General features: G+C 66.7%; 9 protein-coding genes. 3 read left to right on the plus strand and 6 right to left on the minus strand.

The window, feature by feature from the left end; all coding sequences use genetic code 11:
• Positions 1-161: 161 nt before the first annotated feature.
• The gene (locus tag ACOYR3_RS00950) at positions 162-5,039 is read left to right on the plus strand and encodes an EAL domain-containing protein (protein ID WP_422846648.1); all 4,878 of its coding nucleotides are present in this window, start codon (positions 162-164) and stop codon (positions 5,037-5,039) included.
• Positions 5,040-6,137: 1,098 nt separating this feature from the next.
• Here ACOYR3_RS00950 and ACOYR3_RS00955 read toward each other — a convergent pair.
• The gene (locus tag ACOYR3_RS00955) at positions 6,138-6,728 is read right to left on the minus strand and encodes a Spy/CpxP family protein refolding chaperone (protein WP_422844668.1); all 591 of its coding nucleotides are present in this window, start codon (positions 6,726-6,728) and stop codon (positions 6,138-6,140) included.
• Positions 6,729-7,005: 277 nt separating this feature from the next.
• Between ACOYR3_RS00955 and ACOYR3_RS00960 the strand changes: the two genes are divergently transcribed.
• Positions 7,006-8,046 (plus strand): recombination-associated protein RdgC, encoded by a 1,041-nt coding sequence (locus ACOYR3_RS00960; protein ID WP_422844669.1) that lies wholly within the window; start codon positions 7,006-7,008, stop codon positions 8,044-8,046.
• 37 nt (positions 8,047-8,083) lie between these two features.
• Positions 8,084-9,157: an acyltransferase family protein gene (locus ACOYR3_RS00965; RefSeq protein ID WP_422844670.1), complete on the plus strand. Its 1,074-nt coding sequence runs from the start codon at positions 8,084-8,086 to the stop codon at positions 9,155-9,157.
• Positions 9,158-9,211: 54 nt separating this feature from the next.
• Here the strand turns inward: ACOYR3_RS00965 and ACOYR3_RS00970 are convergent, their stop codons facing one another.
• The 5 genes from ACOYR3_RS00970 to ACOYR3_RS00990 form a co-directional block, all read right to left on the minus strand.
• A complete protein-coding gene (locus tag ACOYR3_RS00970) occupies positions 9,212-11,095 on the minus strand; it encodes a beta-galactosidase (RefSeq protein WP_422844671.1) in 1,884 nt (627 codons plus the stop codon).
• Positions 11,096-11,349: 254 nt separating this feature from the next.
• Complete coding sequence (locus ACOYR3_RS00975) at positions 11,350-12,105, minus strand: gamma-glutamylcyclotransferase (protein WP_422844672.1); 756 nt, start codon at positions 12,103-12,105, stop codon at positions 11,350-11,352.
• 302 nt (positions 12,106-12,407) lie between these two features.
• Positions 12,408-13,202, minus strand: a complete 795-nt coding sequence (locus tag ACOYR3_RS00980) for an enoyl-CoA hydratase/isomerase family protein (RefSeq protein ID WP_422844673.1) — start codon at positions 13,200-13,202, stop codon at positions 12,408-12,410.
• 85 nt (positions 13,203-13,287) lie between these two features.
• A complete protein-coding gene (locus ACOYR3_RS00985; protein ID WP_422844674.1) occupies positions 13,288-15,087 on the minus strand; it encodes an AMP-dependent synthetase/ligase in 1,800 nt (599 codons plus the stop codon).
• A gap of 178 nt (positions 15,088-15,265) precedes the next feature.
• Entirely contained in the window at positions 15,266-16,084 is an 819-nt protein-coding gene (locus ACOYR3_RS00990) for an ABC transporter ATP-binding protein (RefSeq protein ID WP_422844675.1), read from the minus strand.
• Positions 16,085-16,092 lie beyond the last annotated feature (8 nt).

Below are 16,092 nucleotides of genomic sequence, written 5' to 3' on the forward strand. Positions count from 1 at the left end.
CAACGGCGGTGTTTCCCCAGGGGGCCGCGATGCCCCGTTGCCTGTCCCCGCCACCCGACCGCCCTGACGATGCCCACTCCCACGCCCTGCCTTGCGCCCCGGTCCCAGCCGGCCTGGGCGGGCGTGCGTGCGCCATCGGGGCCGGCCTGCGCCCGATGACCATGCCGCCAGCGCACGCTCCCGACGAGGCCGCGCGGCTCCAAGCACTGCAGTCCTACGCGATCCTCGACACGCCCGCCGAGGCCGCCTTTGACCAGCTGGCCCTGCTGGCCGCGCAGGTGTGCGGCTGCCCCATGGCGGTGGTGAATTTCGTGGACAGCGAGCGCCAGTGGTTCAAGGCTGCGGTGGGCGTACCGCTGGCGCAGACGGACCGCGCCATCGCGTTCTGCGCCCATGCGCTGGACGGGCGGCGCGACGCCGTGGTGGTGCCCGACACCCTGCAGCACCCCATCTTTGCGACCAATCCGCTGGTGCTGGACGTGCCGGGCATTCGCTTCTACGCCTGTGTTCCGCTGGTGACGCCGGAAGGGTTCGCGCTGGGCACCCTGGCGGTGATGGACACCGTTGCGCGCACGCTGGAGGACCAGCAGCTGCAGGGCCTCAGGATCCTGGCCGACCAGACCATGGTGCAGCTGGAGCTGCGGCGCCAGCGGCGCGAGCTGGCGCACCTGGTGCAGGAGCGCGACCGGATGCACGCCGAGCTGCTTGCCCAGGGCGAGGCGCTGCGCGTGGCCGGCTCCATCGCCCGCATTGGCGCCTGGACCCTGGACCTGCCGGGCCAGCAGGTGGCGTGGTCGCAGGAAATTGCGGCGGCCTACGGCCTGTCCCACCGCGCCAGCACGCTGGACCAGGTGGTGCAGCTGTTCAACCCGCCCTACCGCTCCCAGGTGCACCAGGCGCTGGACGATTGCATCCAGCACGGCACCCCGTTCGACCTGGAGGCCGAAGTCACCCTGCCCGGCGGCGTGCGCGTCTGGGCGCGCGCGGCGGGGCAGGCGGTGCGCGACGGCCAGGGCCGGGTCGTGCGCGTGCAGGGGGCGTTCCAGGACATCTCGGCCCAGCACCAGGCGCGGCAGGCGCGCCGCGAAAGCGAGGAGCGTTTTCACCTGGTGTCCCGGGCCACGGCCGACGCGGTGTGGGACTGGAACCTGCACACCGACCTGATGTGGTGGAACGAGGGCATGCAGACGCTGTTCGGCGTCCCCATGGACCAGCTGCCGCCCGACAGCACGTCCTGGACGCTGCGCCTGCACCCCGAGGACAGCGAGGCGGTGGTCCAGGGCATCCAGGCCGCCATCGGGGGCACGGACAACCACTGGTCGGCCGAGTACCGCTTCCGCCGCCAGGACGGCAGCTATGCCTGGGTGCTGGACCGCGGCTTCCTGATCCGCGACTCCACCGGCAAGGCGGTGCGCATGGTGGGGGGCATGACGGACATCAGCGCGCAAAAGACGGTCGAGCTGGAGGCCCAGCGGGATGCCCAGGCCCATGCGGAACTGCTGCAGGTGCAGCAGCGCATCTCGTCGCTGGACATGCCGTTGCCCGAGGTGCTGCAGCTGGTGGCCGACACCGTGCTGCGCCAGACCCTGGCCCGCGGGGCCGTGGTGGAGCTGCTGCAGGGCCGCCAGCTGGTGGCGCAGGCGTCGTCGGGCGACCTGGTGCGCCCCCCGGGCCACCTGATGGCGGTGGAACAAAGCCTGGTGTGGCCCGCGCTGCGCGAGGGGCGCACCGTGGTGTGCAACGACACCGAGGCCGAGGGCTGGGACATGGCGTCGCTGCCGCACCGCCAGGGCGTGCGCTCGGTGATGGCGGTGCCGCTGCGCACGCCGCAGGGCGTGGTGGGCTCGCTCAAGGTCCTGTCGGACCGGGCGCACGCCTTCTCCCGGCGCGACGTGGCCCACCTGGAGATCCTTACCGAATCGCTGGGGGCCATGGTGCAGCTGCGCCACGTGGCGGGCCAGCTGCGGGCGTCGGAGCACCAGTACCGCATGCTGTTCAACGAGCACCCGCATCCGATGTGGGTGTACGACCGGGAAACCCTGCGCCTGCAGGCCGTCAACCAGTCAATGGAGACGCACTACGGCTACACCGAGGCCGAATTGCTGGCCCTGCGCATGCCCGACCTGTGGCCGGCCGAGCAGCGCGCGCACATCGAGGAAGTGCTTCGCTCCATTCCGATGGACGAGCGCAGCAAGCCCGTCATCAGCCGCCACGTCAAGAAGGACGGCAGCTTCATGGACGTGGAGATCACGGCGGGCAGCATCAGCTTCAACGGCCGGCCGGCCCGCCAGGTGCTGGCCACCGACGTGACCGAGCGCCTGCGCACCGAGCGCGAGCTGGCGCGCATGGGCCGCGCCCAGCGGCTGCTGAGCGCCTGCAACGAGACCCTGGTGCGCGCCACCTCCGAGACCGCGCTGCTCCAGGCCATCTGCCAGATCGCCGTGGACATCGGCGGCTACCGCATGGGGTGGGTGGGCTTTGCCCTGGACGACGACCGCAAGTCCATCCAGCCGGTGGCGCACGCGGGCTACAACAACAACTACCTTGAAAACCTGCGCCTGTCGTGGGACGCCGCGGACCCTTACGGGCGCGGCCCCGCGGGTATCGCCGTGCGCTCGGGCAGGCCGGTGATCGTCAAGGACATCCGGCAAGAAGGCGACTTCGCCGACTGGACGGAGCGCATGCTGGACCACGGCTTTCACGGCGTGATCTGCCTGCCGCTGAAGGAGCACGTGCGCGACCAGGACCGCACCTTCGGCCTGCTGTACCTGTACGCGCCCGAGGTGCTGCAGATCAGCCCCGAAGAAGCGGCGCTGCTGCAGGAGCTGGCGGGCGACCTGGCCTTCGGCATCACCAGCTTGCGCGCGCAAAAGGCGCAGCAGCGCCTGCAGGCGTCGGTGCTCAAGGTGGCGGCGGCGGTTTCGGCCAGCACGGGCACCGAGTTCTTCGTACAGCTGGTGCGCAACATGGCGGATGCGCTGGGCGCGCAGGGGGGCTGCGTGGTGCGGCTCCTGCCCCACGCGGCCGGGCAGCCGCCGCGCGTGGTGACGCTGGCCGCGGTGCTGGACGGGCAGATGCTGCCCAACGACGAGTACTCCCTGGCCGCAACGCCCAGCCTGCAGCTGCTGTCGCAGCGGGAGTATGTGGTGGCGGACAAGGTGCAGCAGCGCTACCCCGAAGCGCCCATCCTGCGCCTCGTGGGCGCCCAGGGCTACGCGGGCCAGCAGCTGTGCAATGCCGACGGCGAGGTGGTGGGCATCGTATTCGTGCTGTTCCGCCAGCCGATCGCGGAGACGGGCTTCATCACGTCCACGCTCCAGATCTTTGCGGCGCGCGCGTCGTCCGAGATCGACCGGCAGCTGGCCGACGCGCGCATCCGCCACCAGGCGTCGCTGCTGGACAAGGCGCAGGACGCGATCCTGGTGCGCGACCTCGAGCACCGCGTCATCTACTGGAACAAGAGCGCCGAGCGGCTGTACGGCTGGTCGCAGCTGCAGGCGCTGGGCCAGTCGGTGGAAACGCTGCTCTACGCCGACCCCACGCATTTCCGCCACGCCACCCAGACCGTGCTGGAGCAGGGCGAGTGGACGGGCGAGATCGTGCAGCGCCACCGCAACGGCAGCACCATCGAGGTGGAAGGCCGCTGGACCCTGGTGCGCGGCGAGGACGGGCAGCCGCAGTCCATCCTGGCCATCAACACCGACATCCGCCAGCGCAAGGCCAACGAGCGCGAGATCCAGCGCCTGGCGTTCTACGACGCGCTCACGGGCCTGCCCAACCGCATGCTGCTCATGGACCGCGTGGCCCACGCGCTGGCCAACGCCCAGCGGCGCCAGCAGGGCGGGGCGCTGCTGTTCATCGACCTGGACAACTTCAAGACCCTGAACGACACCCTGGGCCACGACCAGGGCGACCTGCTGCTGCAGCAGGTGGCGCAGCGCCTGAACACCTGCGTGCGGAGCATGGACACGGTGGCCCGCCTGGGCGGCGACGAGTTCGTGGTGATGCTGGAGGAGCTCAGCGCCAAGCCGCACGAGCTGGCCCTGCACGCGCGCAGCGTGGGCGAGAAGATCCTGACCATGCTGGCCGTGCCGTATGCGCTGGCGGGCTACCAGTACCGCAGCACCCCCAGCATCGGCGTGGCGCCGTTCACGGGCGAGCAGACCAGCGTGGGCGAGCTGCTCAAGCAGGCGGACCTGGCCATGTACCAGGCCAAGACGGCGGGGCGCAACACGCTGCGCTTCTTCGACCCCGGCATGCAGGCGGTGGTGACCGCCCGGGCCGGCCTGGAGACGGACCTGCGCTCGGCGCTGGCGCAGGAGGAGTTTTTGCTGCACTTCCAGCCCCAGGTGCACCTGTCCGGGCAGTGCGTGGGCGTCGAGGCGCTGGTGCGCTGGGCCCACCCCCGGCGCGGCATGGTGTCGCCGGCGCAGTTCATCCCGCTGGCAGAAGAGACCGGGCTCATCCTGCCCCTGGGCCGCTGGGTGCTGCACACGGCCTGCAAGCTGCTGGCCACCTGGCAGGACGACCCGCAGCGGGCCCACCTCACCATGGCCGTGAACGTGAGCTCGCGCCAGTTCCGGCATGCCAGCTTCGTGGACGATGTGGCGCGGGTGCTGGCCATCACCGGCGCGCCGGCCCACCTGCTCAAGCTGGAGCTGACCGAAAGCGTGCTGGTCGAGGACATGGAGGCGACCATCGCCACCATGGCCGCGCTGCGGTCGCACGGCGTGGGCTTCTCGCTGGACGACTTCGGCACGGGCTACTCGTCGCTGAGCTACCTCAAGCGCATGCCGCTGGACCAGCTCAAGATCGACCAGAGCTTCGTGCGCGACCTGCTGACCGACCCCAACGACGCCGCCATCGTGGACACCATCATCGGCCTGTCGCGCAGCCTGGGCCTGCAGGTCATCGCCGAGGGCGTGGAAACGCCCGAGCAGCGCGAGCTGCTGGCCCGCGCGGGCTGCCAGCACTACCAGGGCTACCTGTTCAGCCGCCCCCTCTCGGCGGACGTTCTGGACACCTTCCTGCGCCCCTGAGGCGGCCTGGGGAGGCCTCAGGGGCCTTTTCCCTCGCCCCTCTGCCCCTCCCTTCCCCCCGCTCCCCACCGCTGGCTCTGCTTGACGGCCTTGTCCGGCCGCCCTGGGCCCTTTTTGCCCCACCCTGTGGACAACCCTGGGCACATTGCTGGCACAACCGGGCAGTTGTCCACAGCCGGAGCGGGTTGCGGAAAGTTGTTGTCGGTGGCCCCTGCGGTTTCCGGTGGCGTCTCCCACAGCGTTTGGCAGGCTGCAAGTGGGCGCCAGCATTGGGAAAACCGGTCTTGTCCACAGAAAACGGCCGCCTCTACTACTACTGCTATTGATTTATAGAGACTTTAAGGAATAACAGGAACCCCAAACCGCCTCCTCGCGCAGACGCAGCCGGATTGCGCCGCCAGCCTGGGGCGGTCCTCCGCACGAATCGTGTGGAACGCATGCGCTGCAGACCGCCCGAGACTGCAGTTGCTCGCGGCGCGACGATTCATGAAGCGGAACCCTGCGCGCGGCTTGAGAAAGGGACTGCGGCCGGGGCCAGGCACGCAGGGTGGCCGCACACGGCGGTGGCGGCGGTGCGCCCGGGCGCCCGGACGGGGGGGCGGAGCGGGCGGATGCCTGCGTTTTGCTATTGAAAATATAGCTGCTTGCGCTTAACCATCAAGCGCTAGAGGTACTTTTTGCTCTATTTTTGCCGCTAGGCGCCTGCGGTGTGCAACCTTGGGGATAGTTGTGGCACAACGCGGGGCTTGTCCACAGAAAGGCGGGGGCCCAGCGTTTTGTCCCCGTTGCAAAGACACCCGCAGCCGGGGTTCATGCACAAGGTTGGCCGCGCCGCAAGTGCGCGCCCCGCCTGGAGAAAACCCGGTTGTCCACAGAAGGACCCGGTCCTTACTACTACCACTATGTATTTATAAAAGCCTAAGAAGAAAAACCAGGGGGACAACTGCCGGGGAGCGCGCCGCCCCCCAAGGTGCAGGGGCGTGAGCCGGGACAGGGCGCAAAAAAGCCCGGGGTCCAGGGGGACGCCGGGCTAGGGCGGCAGGCGCACCGTCCTTTTCGCCGGACGGCGGCTGCACGGGAGCGGGAGGCTGTGGCTGTTTACTTGGCCGGAGCGGCAGGGGCCGCGGTGCCTGCTGCTGCAGGGCCGCGCGGGCCTTGCGGGCCGGCGCCGTGGCGGCCGTGGTGGCCCGGGCCCTCGCCCCGCATGCCGCCCATGCGCGGGTGGTCGTGGCGCGTCTGGGTGTCGAACACCTTTTGCTGCTCGGGCGTGAGGGCTGCGTAGAACGTCTTGGTGGCTTCGCCGCGGCGGTCGGCTTCGGCCGCGTGCTGCGCGCGCAGGGCGCGCATGCGGTCGATGCGTTCGGGGGTGGAGAGTTTTTCCATCTCCGAGCGGTCCAGGCGGGCCGGACGGGCCCCCGGCTGCAGCGCGGCGGTGTAGGCCGTCCAGGCGGACTCCTGGGCGGGGGTCAGCTTGAGCTGGTCCTTGAGGGCCGCCAGGCGCTGCGCCATGTGCGCCTGGTGGCGGGCCAAGCGCTGCTCAGGGTCGCCTCCCTTGAAGCGGCCTGGCGCGCCCGAGGCGCCCGCATTGGGCGCCGGGGCTGCCGGCGGCTGGGGCTGGGCCAGGACGGGCAGGGCCAGGGCGGCAAGAACGGCTGTGGCCGCCAGACGGCGTTGGAAGGTGGAAACCATGGTGGGGTCCTTTCAGGTGGAAGCTCGCCAGGACGACCGTCTCGGCGATTGGCATCCAGTGTCTGCCCCGCATGTAACGGCGCGGTGCCGCTTGGGTGAGTCTGTGTAAAGTTGTGCCAAGAAGCTTCTCGCACTGCGCGTCTGTTCTGCGCGGTCGGGGGGCGCTCCCGTGCCCTGGGTGCGTGCAAGGGCAGCGAACCCCCGACAATGCGTGCACAGCATCCCTGGCTGCCGGTGGATGGGTTTTTTCAACGGTTCAAATAACAAAGGCTATTTCGTGTTCAAGAACATGATCGTGTACCGCATTGCCCCGCAATGGCAGGTTGAGTTGACGCAAGTGGAAGAGGCCCTGGCCAAGACCCCCTTCATGGAGTGCGGCGCCACGCAGGAAAAATCCCTGGGCTGGGTGCCGCCGCGCGGCGAGCAGCACGGCGCCCTGGCGGAGTCCGTGGGCGGTCAGTGGATCCTGCGCTTCATGGTCGAGTCCAAGGTGCTGCCCGGCAGCGTGCTGGCGCGCAAGGTCAAGGAAAAGGCCGCGCGCATCGAGCAGGAAACCGGCCGCAAGCCCGGCAAGAAGGAAACCAAGGAGCTCAAGGAAGACGCCAAGCTGGACCTGCTGCCCATGGCGTTCACCAAGCAGGGCTCGATGTGGGTGTGGATCGACCCCGCCTCGCGCCTGCTGGTGCTGGACACCTCCAGCCAGGGCCGCGCGGACGAGGTGGTGAGCCTGCTCGTGGATTCGCTGCCCGGCCTGTCCGTGGCCCTGCTGCACACCCAGACCAGCCCCCAGGCGGCCATGGCGCACTGGCTCAAGGAACAGGAGCCGCCCGTGGGCTTCAGCATCGACCGCGAGTGCGAGTTGAAAAGCGCCACCGAAGACAAGGCCGTGGTGCGCTACGCCCGCCACCCCCTGGACATCGAGGAGGTGCAGGCCCACATCGACGCCGGCAAGCTGCCCACCAAGCTGGCCCTGACCTGGGACGACCGCGTGTCGTTCATGCTCACCGAGGGGCTGCAGCTCAAGAAGGTGGCCTTTCTGGACACCGTGTTCGAAGGCACCAAGGCGGACGACGGCGGCTTCGACACCGACGTGGCGATCGCCACCGGGGAGCTGGTGAAGCTGATCCCCGACTTGATTGAGGCGCTGGGTGGGGAGGTGGAGGGTGGGCCTGCGGCTGCAGGGGCGGCCCTTACTCAGCCGGACGGCAAGGCCGCAACCGCCGTTGCCCCGCGCAAAAGCAAAGACGCTGCCGCAGGGGTGGTGACGGGGCCCGAACAGGAGCCGGTGGACACCGATCCAGGATCGGTACCGTTTTGACAAGGCTGCTTCGCAGCCGCCATAACGCCATTCCGCCATGGCGGATGAGGGAGAGCTTCAGGCTCTTCTCCCCCGTGCCTCAGAAAAAAATATGAATCCAGTCATTCAAACCTCCAAGAATCACTCCATCGAGACCCTGCGGGCTGCCGCGGTGGTTCTTGTTTTCATGAATCACCTGCATTCATTGAATATTCTCACGATTCCCTATTTTGGTATCTCGGGAGGATGGATCGGGGTTCAGATATTTTTTGTTATCAGCGGGTATCTCATCATCCAGAGCGCCTTGCGGTACTCTGCCGCAGATTACTTCAAGCACCGCGCGCTGCGAATCTATCCGGCCTATCTTTTTTGGTTCTTTCTCTTCTCATTGGTGTTCCAGCATCTTCAATGGAACAATATCGATGTGAAGAGCCTGTTGATTCACCTGGTTTTTCTTCAGCACTTCTTTCCGGCTGCGTACGAGAAGTACAACGCGCTGAGCGTCAGCTGGACGCTGACCATCGAGATGGTCTGGTATGTGGTCGCGTTCTTCATCGCCGCCAGGTTTGCCAAAAGCCCCACCAAAATTACGGCGATTTTTGTGGCTTTGGCCTGCTTCTGGGTCTATGGCGGAATGAGATGGCATCCACTGATCAACAAGCTGGAAGGAATATATATTTATTTTTTCATTCAAAACAGCGCATTTTCACAGTTGCCGTTCTTTCTGTTTGGTGCATGGATTGCAGTGAAGCAGCCAAAATATGACAAAGCTGCTTTGCTGTCCATCTTTGTGACGACCATCGTTCTTTACAAGGCGTGGGAGCCGGTGTTCATGACGCCCATATTTATCACCGGCCTGGGTATTTCAGCCCTGTTTCTTCTGTTGAAGGATACGGAATATGAAAACCCGAAATTTGTGAAAAGACTTTCGGACATTTCATACTCTTTTTATCTCGTTCACTACCCTATCCTGGTGCTGTCGGCCCACGTGGTCCAGAACAAGTACCAGCGAACGCTCCTGGCGTTTGTCGTGACGGTGGCTGTCTCGTATGTCAGCTACAAGCTGATTGAACAGCCGTTCATGAACATGGCAAAAAAACGAACCAAGGACGCCGGCCCCAGCGCAGGCTGAGGCAGGCAAGCCGTTGGGTCTTGTGGTGCGGCCCGGCGGAGACTGTGGCGGCTTTTAGGGCGCGGCAAGCGATGCAGCCTGAGCGCGCGGCAGCCGCTGCGCTGCCGCCTTGGTGATTTCGCGCACAAACAGTTTTTTCCAGGCGTCCTGGGTTGCGTCCTCGACCAGCTGGGGCATGAAGCCGAAGGCCAGCGTGCGGGGACCCGTCAGCAAAATGCCTTGGTCCTTTTGCAGCAGTTCGGTCGCTTGCACCTGGTATCCGGGCCGCGGAACGAGGGACGCGTAACCGGTGTACAGCTGCTTGGAAGGCTTGAGCCGGTAGATCTTCCCGTCGAGGAGAAAAATGCCGCCGGTCTTCTTCCATTCGATATGGGCAATGCCGAACACTTCGTGCATCCAGTCGGACGTGGGTTTGCCGTTTTCGTCGAATTCGCCCAGGCGCATGTCCTGGATGAGGACGCCGCCCTTTTTCCAGAAGGCCGTGAGTCGGGTCTTGATGCTGGCAGGCAAGGCTGCCTGGTGGGGGACGAGGATCGCGTCCAGCTGCTCTACGAGGGCATCGCCCTGCAGCAGGTTCTTTTCTCCCAGGACGTGGACCTCCAGGCCCGGCTCGTTGCTCAGGATTTTGTAGGCGGCAAACAGGGCGTCGCGGTGCGTGTTGCGGCCGGCGCTGCGTTCACCGTGCCAGACATAGAAATTGGAGGCGGAGCCCAGAATGCCGATCCGGGTGCGCCGGGTGGCCGCAGGGGCCGTGTTGTTGTCCTGCTTGGCTTTGGCTGCGCTGGCATGGAGCTTTGCCATTTCGGGGCTGGCCAGCGGGCCACCCGCCCGGTGCTCGAAGCCGCCCACTTCGTAGCCCATGACGTGGGCCTGGGCAAGCGACTGGGTGATGGTGCGTTGAAGAATGGGCATCAGCAGGGAGGCTTTTTGCGAAGCCTCCCAGCGCTCTCCGTAGGCGCCCACCATCACCTTTTTGTAGCCCAGCGAGCCCAGGTAGTTGGCCAGGGTGGGCAGCACATCGGCATCTGGCACCAGGTTGTAGCCATCGTAGAAATTGAAGTCGATGATGGCGATGTCGATGCAAGAGGCCAGCTTTTCGACGATCCCGGTGGCGTAGATGGCGTCGTGCGAGGTAAAGGTCTCTGCAAAATAGCCCATTGCTTGTGCGCCCTGGGTGCGGATCACGTCCGCATAGGCGCAGGTGGCCTCGCGCAGGCGCTCTTCGCGGAACTCCTTGTGGGCATGCAGCAGGGGCTCGGGCTTGGGAACGCCGCCGGCGATGTTGTTGTTGTAGTTGATGACGGGCTGTTTTGCGTTGTACAGGCGGGCAAAGGCGTTCTGGGTGGCCTCCTTGTAATCCCGCCATTGGTAGCCCATCTGCCCGTATTTGATTTCGTGCTCCTCCTGAAGCCCGATCGCGAAGCCCAGCACCTTGGCGGGATACCGTTGGGCGAAGTGCGCGACGGTCTGTGCAATGAACGGGTTCGCGTACTTGCGTACGTTGGGGTCGGCAAAGTCGGGCTGCCAGCTGGGGTCGCCGGAGAAGTTCCGCAGGGCCGTGTCCGGATGCGCGGCGGACAGCCATTGCGGCACGGTGGATTTTCCGGGTACGACCTGACCGTTGTCGTCCTTGTACGGCCGCCCGCCCATGTCGATCACTGGCAGCAGCGACAGGCCGGCGTTGACCAGGGCGTCCATCAGCGCGTGGTAGTGCGCGAACTCATATTCGCCCCGGCGGCTTTCGATGTCGGACCAGTTCAGATAGACGGTGGCGTGGGTGAAGCCCTGGGCCTTGAGCTCTGCGGGCAGGTTCTTGTTGCGCTGGTAGTCCCAGGGCATCACGATGACGCTGGAGACAGGCGGGGTGGGGGCGGCCTGCGCGCTCAGGGGCAACAGCGAGAACAGGACCAGGGCTGCGGTGCAAAGGTGTTTTTTCATGAAGTGGATCGGCGCAGAGGAGGGTGCGACGGCCCGGCAGAATGCCGGCTTCCCCAGCGGGAGGGGTGTTCAATTGACGGGCCGCCCAGACACATGGAGCCCGGCGATTGTTCCATGAACGCCGTCGCGACCTGCCTTGAAAATGTGCAGCCTTGGCGGGGTGAAGACCGGCCTGTTCACCCTGAGCATCCTTCACGAACCGTCGCGCCGGCTGCAGCTGCGGTCTCGGGCGGTCTGCAGCACCCACTTGCCGCTCAATCCGTGCAGAGCGTCCCCAGCGCGCGCACCCGCAGTGCCAGTTCCTGCACATAGCGGTCGGTGATGCCCAGCACTTCGCACTGCGCCACCAGCTGGTCGAGGTAGTCGCGGTTGCTGCCCATGTTGCCGCAGGCGCGGGCGATGGTGGCGGCCGTGGCCTGCAGCGACAGATTGGCCCGGTGCTGGGGGTGGGCGGTGTTGGCGGTCAGCACCAGTGCCGAGGCGAGGGAGCCCTGGGGGGTGCGCAGGGGCATCAGCGCGGGGCAGTAGGCGCCGGTGATCATCTCGCGCCGCCACAGGAGGCGGGATTCGCCGTCGACCCGTGGTGCAGGGATACGGAATGCCAGGCCTTCGCAGACCTGTTCTTGCGCCGGCTGCAGGGTGAGCACCAGGCCCGGGCAATCGGGCGTGCCGCGGCCGATGCTGGTGCTGAGCGCGAACCGGCGCGCATACCCTCCCAGGCTGGCGCGGCGCACTTCGTCGAAGTGAAAGCCGGGGTTCCACATCAGCGATCCGTACGCGAACACCCACAGGTCTTGCGGGCCGGCGGTGACGGCGGCCAGCACTGCGCGGCGCGAGCGTTCCACTTGCGCGTCGGGCAGGCGCCAGTCGGCCGGCAGGCCCTGGCAGCGGGCCTGGGCATCCCACTCGGCCAGCACCGCATCCGTCAGGCGCAGCCCCGAAGCGTGTGCGGGCGTGACGCGGCCCTGCAGTTCAGGCACGTGGGCGAAGGCATGGGAGGTCAGGTGCATGGCGGCGTGCGGTGGGGGGATGGTGTGCAGCCTATCGGCACGCCAGCGTGCCGCTGGGCGCGCTGGGCAGTCCGCCGGTGAAGGAGCGGCCCCGCTCGGCGGCGGGACGGACGGTGATCATGGTGGGCAGGGGCCTGGAGTAGGGGGAACAAGCCTTGCGTGGGCGGTGGTCTTGGTTGCGCACCGCGTTGCGGGGCGTGGAAAGCACTGTAGAGCGCGCGGGCGGCCGGATAAACCGGGCGCGGGCCAACGCAGTGTTCTGGATTTGCGACCAATCGGCGGCGTAGAGCCGGCTGGTCGCTCTACCGCCCGGCGAACACCGGGCTTTGGCGTTGGTGGAAGGCTTCCACGCCGCTCTCGAAGTCCTGTGTCGCTGCGCACTGCACGAAGGCGTTTTTCTCTGCCTCCAGCTGCTCGGGCAGCGTGTGCTGTAGCGACTGGCGCATGAGGCGCTTCATCGCGCCGTAGGCCCGTGTGGGGCCCTGGGCCAGGCGCTGCGCCAGGGCGGTGGTGGCGTCCTCCAGCGTGTCGGCGGGCACCACGCGGTTGACAAGGCCCAGGCGCAGCGCGTCGTCGGCGCCGAAGGCCTCGCCCAGCAGCGCAATCTCCAGCGCCTGGCGCACGCCGACGATGCGCGGCAAGGCCCACGACGCACCCACGTCGCAGCTGGCGCCCAGGTTGATGTAGGCCAGGTTGAAGTGCGTGCCTTCGGCGGCGATCACGTAGTCGGCCATCAGCAGCAGGCTCAGGCCCGCTCCGGCGGCGGCGCCATGCACCTGTGCGATGACGGGCGCGTCCATCTGCGCCATCAACAGCAGCGCCTGGTTCAGGGGCGTGAGGATGTCGATGGCGCCCTGCACCGGCGCGGCGCGCAGCGTGGCCAGGTCGCCCCCGGCCATGAAGCCCCGGCCGTTGCCGCACAGCACCACGGCGCGCACGCCGGGGTCGGCTGCCACGGTCTGCACGGCCGCCAGGAAGGCCCGGGCCATGGGCACATCGATGGCGTTGAGTGCCTCGGGCCGGTTGAAGCGCAGCGTGGCGATGGCGCCCGCGCGTTCGAGCAGCAACGGGGAGGTGTCGGCGGCGGTGTTTTTCATGTCAAATTGGCCTCTAGCGCTTGATGGGTAAGCGCTAACAGCTCCTGTTTTTATAGCATTCAACGCGGCACTAGTAAGCCCCCGGCTAGTGGTACAGCGCCTCGATCTCGGCCGCGTAGGTCTTGTAGATGCTGGCGCGGCGCACCTTCATGGTGGCGGTGACTTCGCCGTCGTCATGGTCCAGCTCTTTGGTGAGCAGGTGGAATTTGCGGATCTGCGAGACCTGCGCGAGGCGCTGGTTGCTGTGGCTGATTTCGGCGTCGATGAGGCCGCGCACCTCGGGGTGCTCCGCCAGCGAGCGAAAGTGCGTGAACGGAATGCGCCGCGCCTCGGCCCACTTGCCCACGGTCTCGTAGTCGATCATCACCAGCGCGCCGACGAACTTGCGCGCCTCGGCCACGATGATGCATTCCTTGATGAAGGGGCTGGCCTTCATGGTGTTCTCGATCTCGGACGGCGTGAGGTTTTTGCCGCCGGCGGTGATCATGATGTCTTTCAGGCGGTCCACGATCTTGATTTGCCCCTGCTCTTCGCGCACCACGTCGCCCGTGTGCAGCCAGCCGCCCTGGATGCTGCTCGCCGTGGCTTCGGGGTTCTTGTAGTAGCCCGCAAACACCATGTCGCCTTTGAGTTGCAGCTCGCCGTTGTCAGCGATGCGGTGCTCCACGCCCAGCGTGGGCACACCCACGGTGCCCACCACTACGTGGTCCAGACGGTGGCCCGTGACCATGCCGGTGGATTCGGTCAGGCCATACACCTCGATGAGCGGTACGCCCAGCACGCGGAAGAAGCGCACCACATCGGGCGGAATGGGCGCGGCGCCGGTGAGCGCCACATGGGCATTGCGCAGGCCGATGAAGTTCTGCAGCGCGCGGAAGACGAGCCAATAGCTGGCAGCAAAGGCGAGCTTGTCGGCAGCGCTCCAGGCACTGCGCGGCTTCTCGGCCAGTGGCTTGCAGGCGTTGTAGGCCTTGTGGAACAGCGCGCGGCGCAGGCCGCCGGTCTCTTGCAGCTTGATGTGGATGGCGGCGTGCAGCTTTTCCCAGATGCGCGGCACGCCCAGGAACATGGTGGGCGCAACCTCGCGCAGGTCTTCCTGCACGGTGCGGATGGATTCGCCAAAGTTCACCTGCGAGCCGATGTACACGGGCACAAAGCTGGTGAGCATCTGCTCGGCCACGTGGCACAGCGGCAGGTACGACAGGTGCGTGGTGCCTTGCGACAGCTCCAGCCGGTCCACGATGCCCGGCACCACGCCCCGGATGTTGCGGTACGAAATCATCGCGCCCTTGGGCTTGCCGGTGGAGCCCGAGGTGTAGATCATCAGGCCCACGTCATCCAGCCGCTGGCGTGCGAGGGCATCGTCGATGATGGCCTGTTGGCCGGATGCCGCGCCCAGCTGCTCCACCTCGTCAAACGTGGTGATGAACTGCCGCACCTCGGGCGCAAAGCTGCGCAGGCCCTTGGTCTCCATGACCACGATCTTTTTCAGGCGCGGCAGCTCGGGCAGCGCGGCCAGCAGCTTGTCGGTCTGCTCCTGGTCCTCGCAGACCATGATTTCGATGTCGGCATGGCCCACCACATAGGCCACCTCGTTGGTGGGGCTGGTGGGGTACACGCCCACCGTCACGGCGCCCACCAGGCCTGCGCCCATCTGGGCCAGCACCCATTCGATGCGGTTCTCGGAGATCACGCCCACATGCCCGCCCGCAGGCAGGCCCAGCGCCCGCAGGCCCAGGCCGAAGTGGCTGGCGCGTTGGTGGTACTGCGCCCAGGTGAAGGGTTTCCAGATGCCGAAGTCCTTTTGCCGGATGGCGATGCGCTGCGCGTCGGTGCGCGCGCGCTCGCGCAGCATCTGGGGCAGGGTGAGGTCGGATAAATTCATGTCAGTCGTCCATGGCGCAGCACGCCGCCCAAAGCCGCAGAAATGGGCCGGTATGGCTCCCTCTCCCCTCGTGGGAGAGGGCTGGGGAGAGGGGGGTGGTCGATGTGGGCGCAGCGCCGGTTGCCGCCCCCTCTCCCCAACCCCTCTCCCGCGAGGGGCGAGGGGCTCGCAGTCCGGCTCATGACAACCAGCGCTTGCGGCGCTTGTAATGCTTGATCTCTTTGAAGCTCTTGGCTTCGCCACCACCGCCCATGCCGAGGTAGAACTCGCGCACATCGGGGTCGTTGGCCAGGCGCTCGGCCGTGCCGTCGATCACGATCTTGCCGTTCTCCATGATGTAGCCCCGGTGCGCCACGGCCAGCGCCACGGTGGCGTTTTGCTCCACCAGCAGCATGCTGGTGCCGCGTTCGGCATTGATGCGCGCGATGATGGTGAAGATGTCTTCGACCAGCTTGGGAGACAAGCCCAGCGAGGGCTCGTCGAGCAGGATGAGCTGGGGCTGCGCGATGAGTGCGCGGCCAATGGCCAGCATCTGCTGCTCGCCGCCTGACAGGTACCCGGCCAGGCCCTTGCGCCGCTCGTGCAGGCGCGGGAAATAGCTGTAGACCAGATCGAAATCCGGCGTCGCATCCTTGCGCCCCGTGAGCGCATAGGTGGCCGCCACCAGGTTCTCTTCGACCGTGAGGTCTTCAAACACGCGGCGGCCTTCCATCACATGGCTCAGTCCGTTGCGCACCAGTTGCTGTGGGGTCACAGCAGCGGTGGGCTGGCCGTTGAAGTGGATGCTGCCGCTTTCGACCACACCATCCTCCAGCGCCAACAGGCCCGAGATCGCCTTGAGCGTGGTGCTCTTGCCCGCCCCGTTGCTGCCCAGCAGCGCCACGATCTGCCCCTTTGGCACGGCCAGCGAGAGGCCGCGCAGGGCCTGCACCACCTTGTTGTAGATGACCTCGATGTTGTTGACTTCGAGGACGTGGGCCGGGGTTGGCTGGGTCATGGCAAAGG

The sequence above is a fragment of the Acidovorax sp. M2(2025) genome, from assembly GCF_049330835.1.
GTDB lineage: Bacteria > Pseudomonadota > Gammaproteobacteria > Burkholderiales > Burkholderiaceae_C > Acidovorax.

Coding starts and splice junctions, on each gene's coding strand:
- ACOYR3_RS00950 (WP_422846648.1), top strand. CDS start 162: ATGCCGCCAGCGCACGCTCCCGACGAGGCCGCGCGGCTCCAAGCACTG.
- ACOYR3_RS00955 (WP_422844668.1), bottom strand. CDS start 6,728: ATGGTTTCCACCTTCCAACGCCGTCTGGCGGCCACAGCCGTTCTTGCC.
- ACOYR3_RS00965 (WP_422844670.1), top strand. CDS start 8,084: ATGGCGGATGAGGGAGAGCTTCAGGCTCTTCTCCCCCGTGCCTCAGAA.
- ACOYR3_RS00980 (WP_422844673.1), bottom strand. CDS start 13,202: ATGAAAAACACCGCCGCCGACACCTCCCCGTTGCTGCTCGAACGCGCG.
- ACOYR3_RS00985 (WP_422844674.1), bottom strand. CDS start 15,087: ATGAATTTATCCGACCTCACCCTGCCCCAGATGCTGCGCGAGCGCGCG.
- ACOYR3_RS00990 (WP_422844675.1), bottom strand. CDS start 16,084: ATGACCCAGCCAACCCCGGCCCACGTCCTCGAAGTCAACAACATCGAG.
- ACOYR3_RS00970 (WP_422844671.1), bottom strand. CDS start 11,095: ATGAAAAAACACCTTTGCACCGCAGCCCTGGTCCTGTTCTCGCTGTTG.
- ACOYR3_RS00975 (WP_422844672.1), bottom strand. CDS start 12,105: ATGCACCTGACCTCCCATGCCTTCGCCCACGTGCCTGAACTGCAGGGC.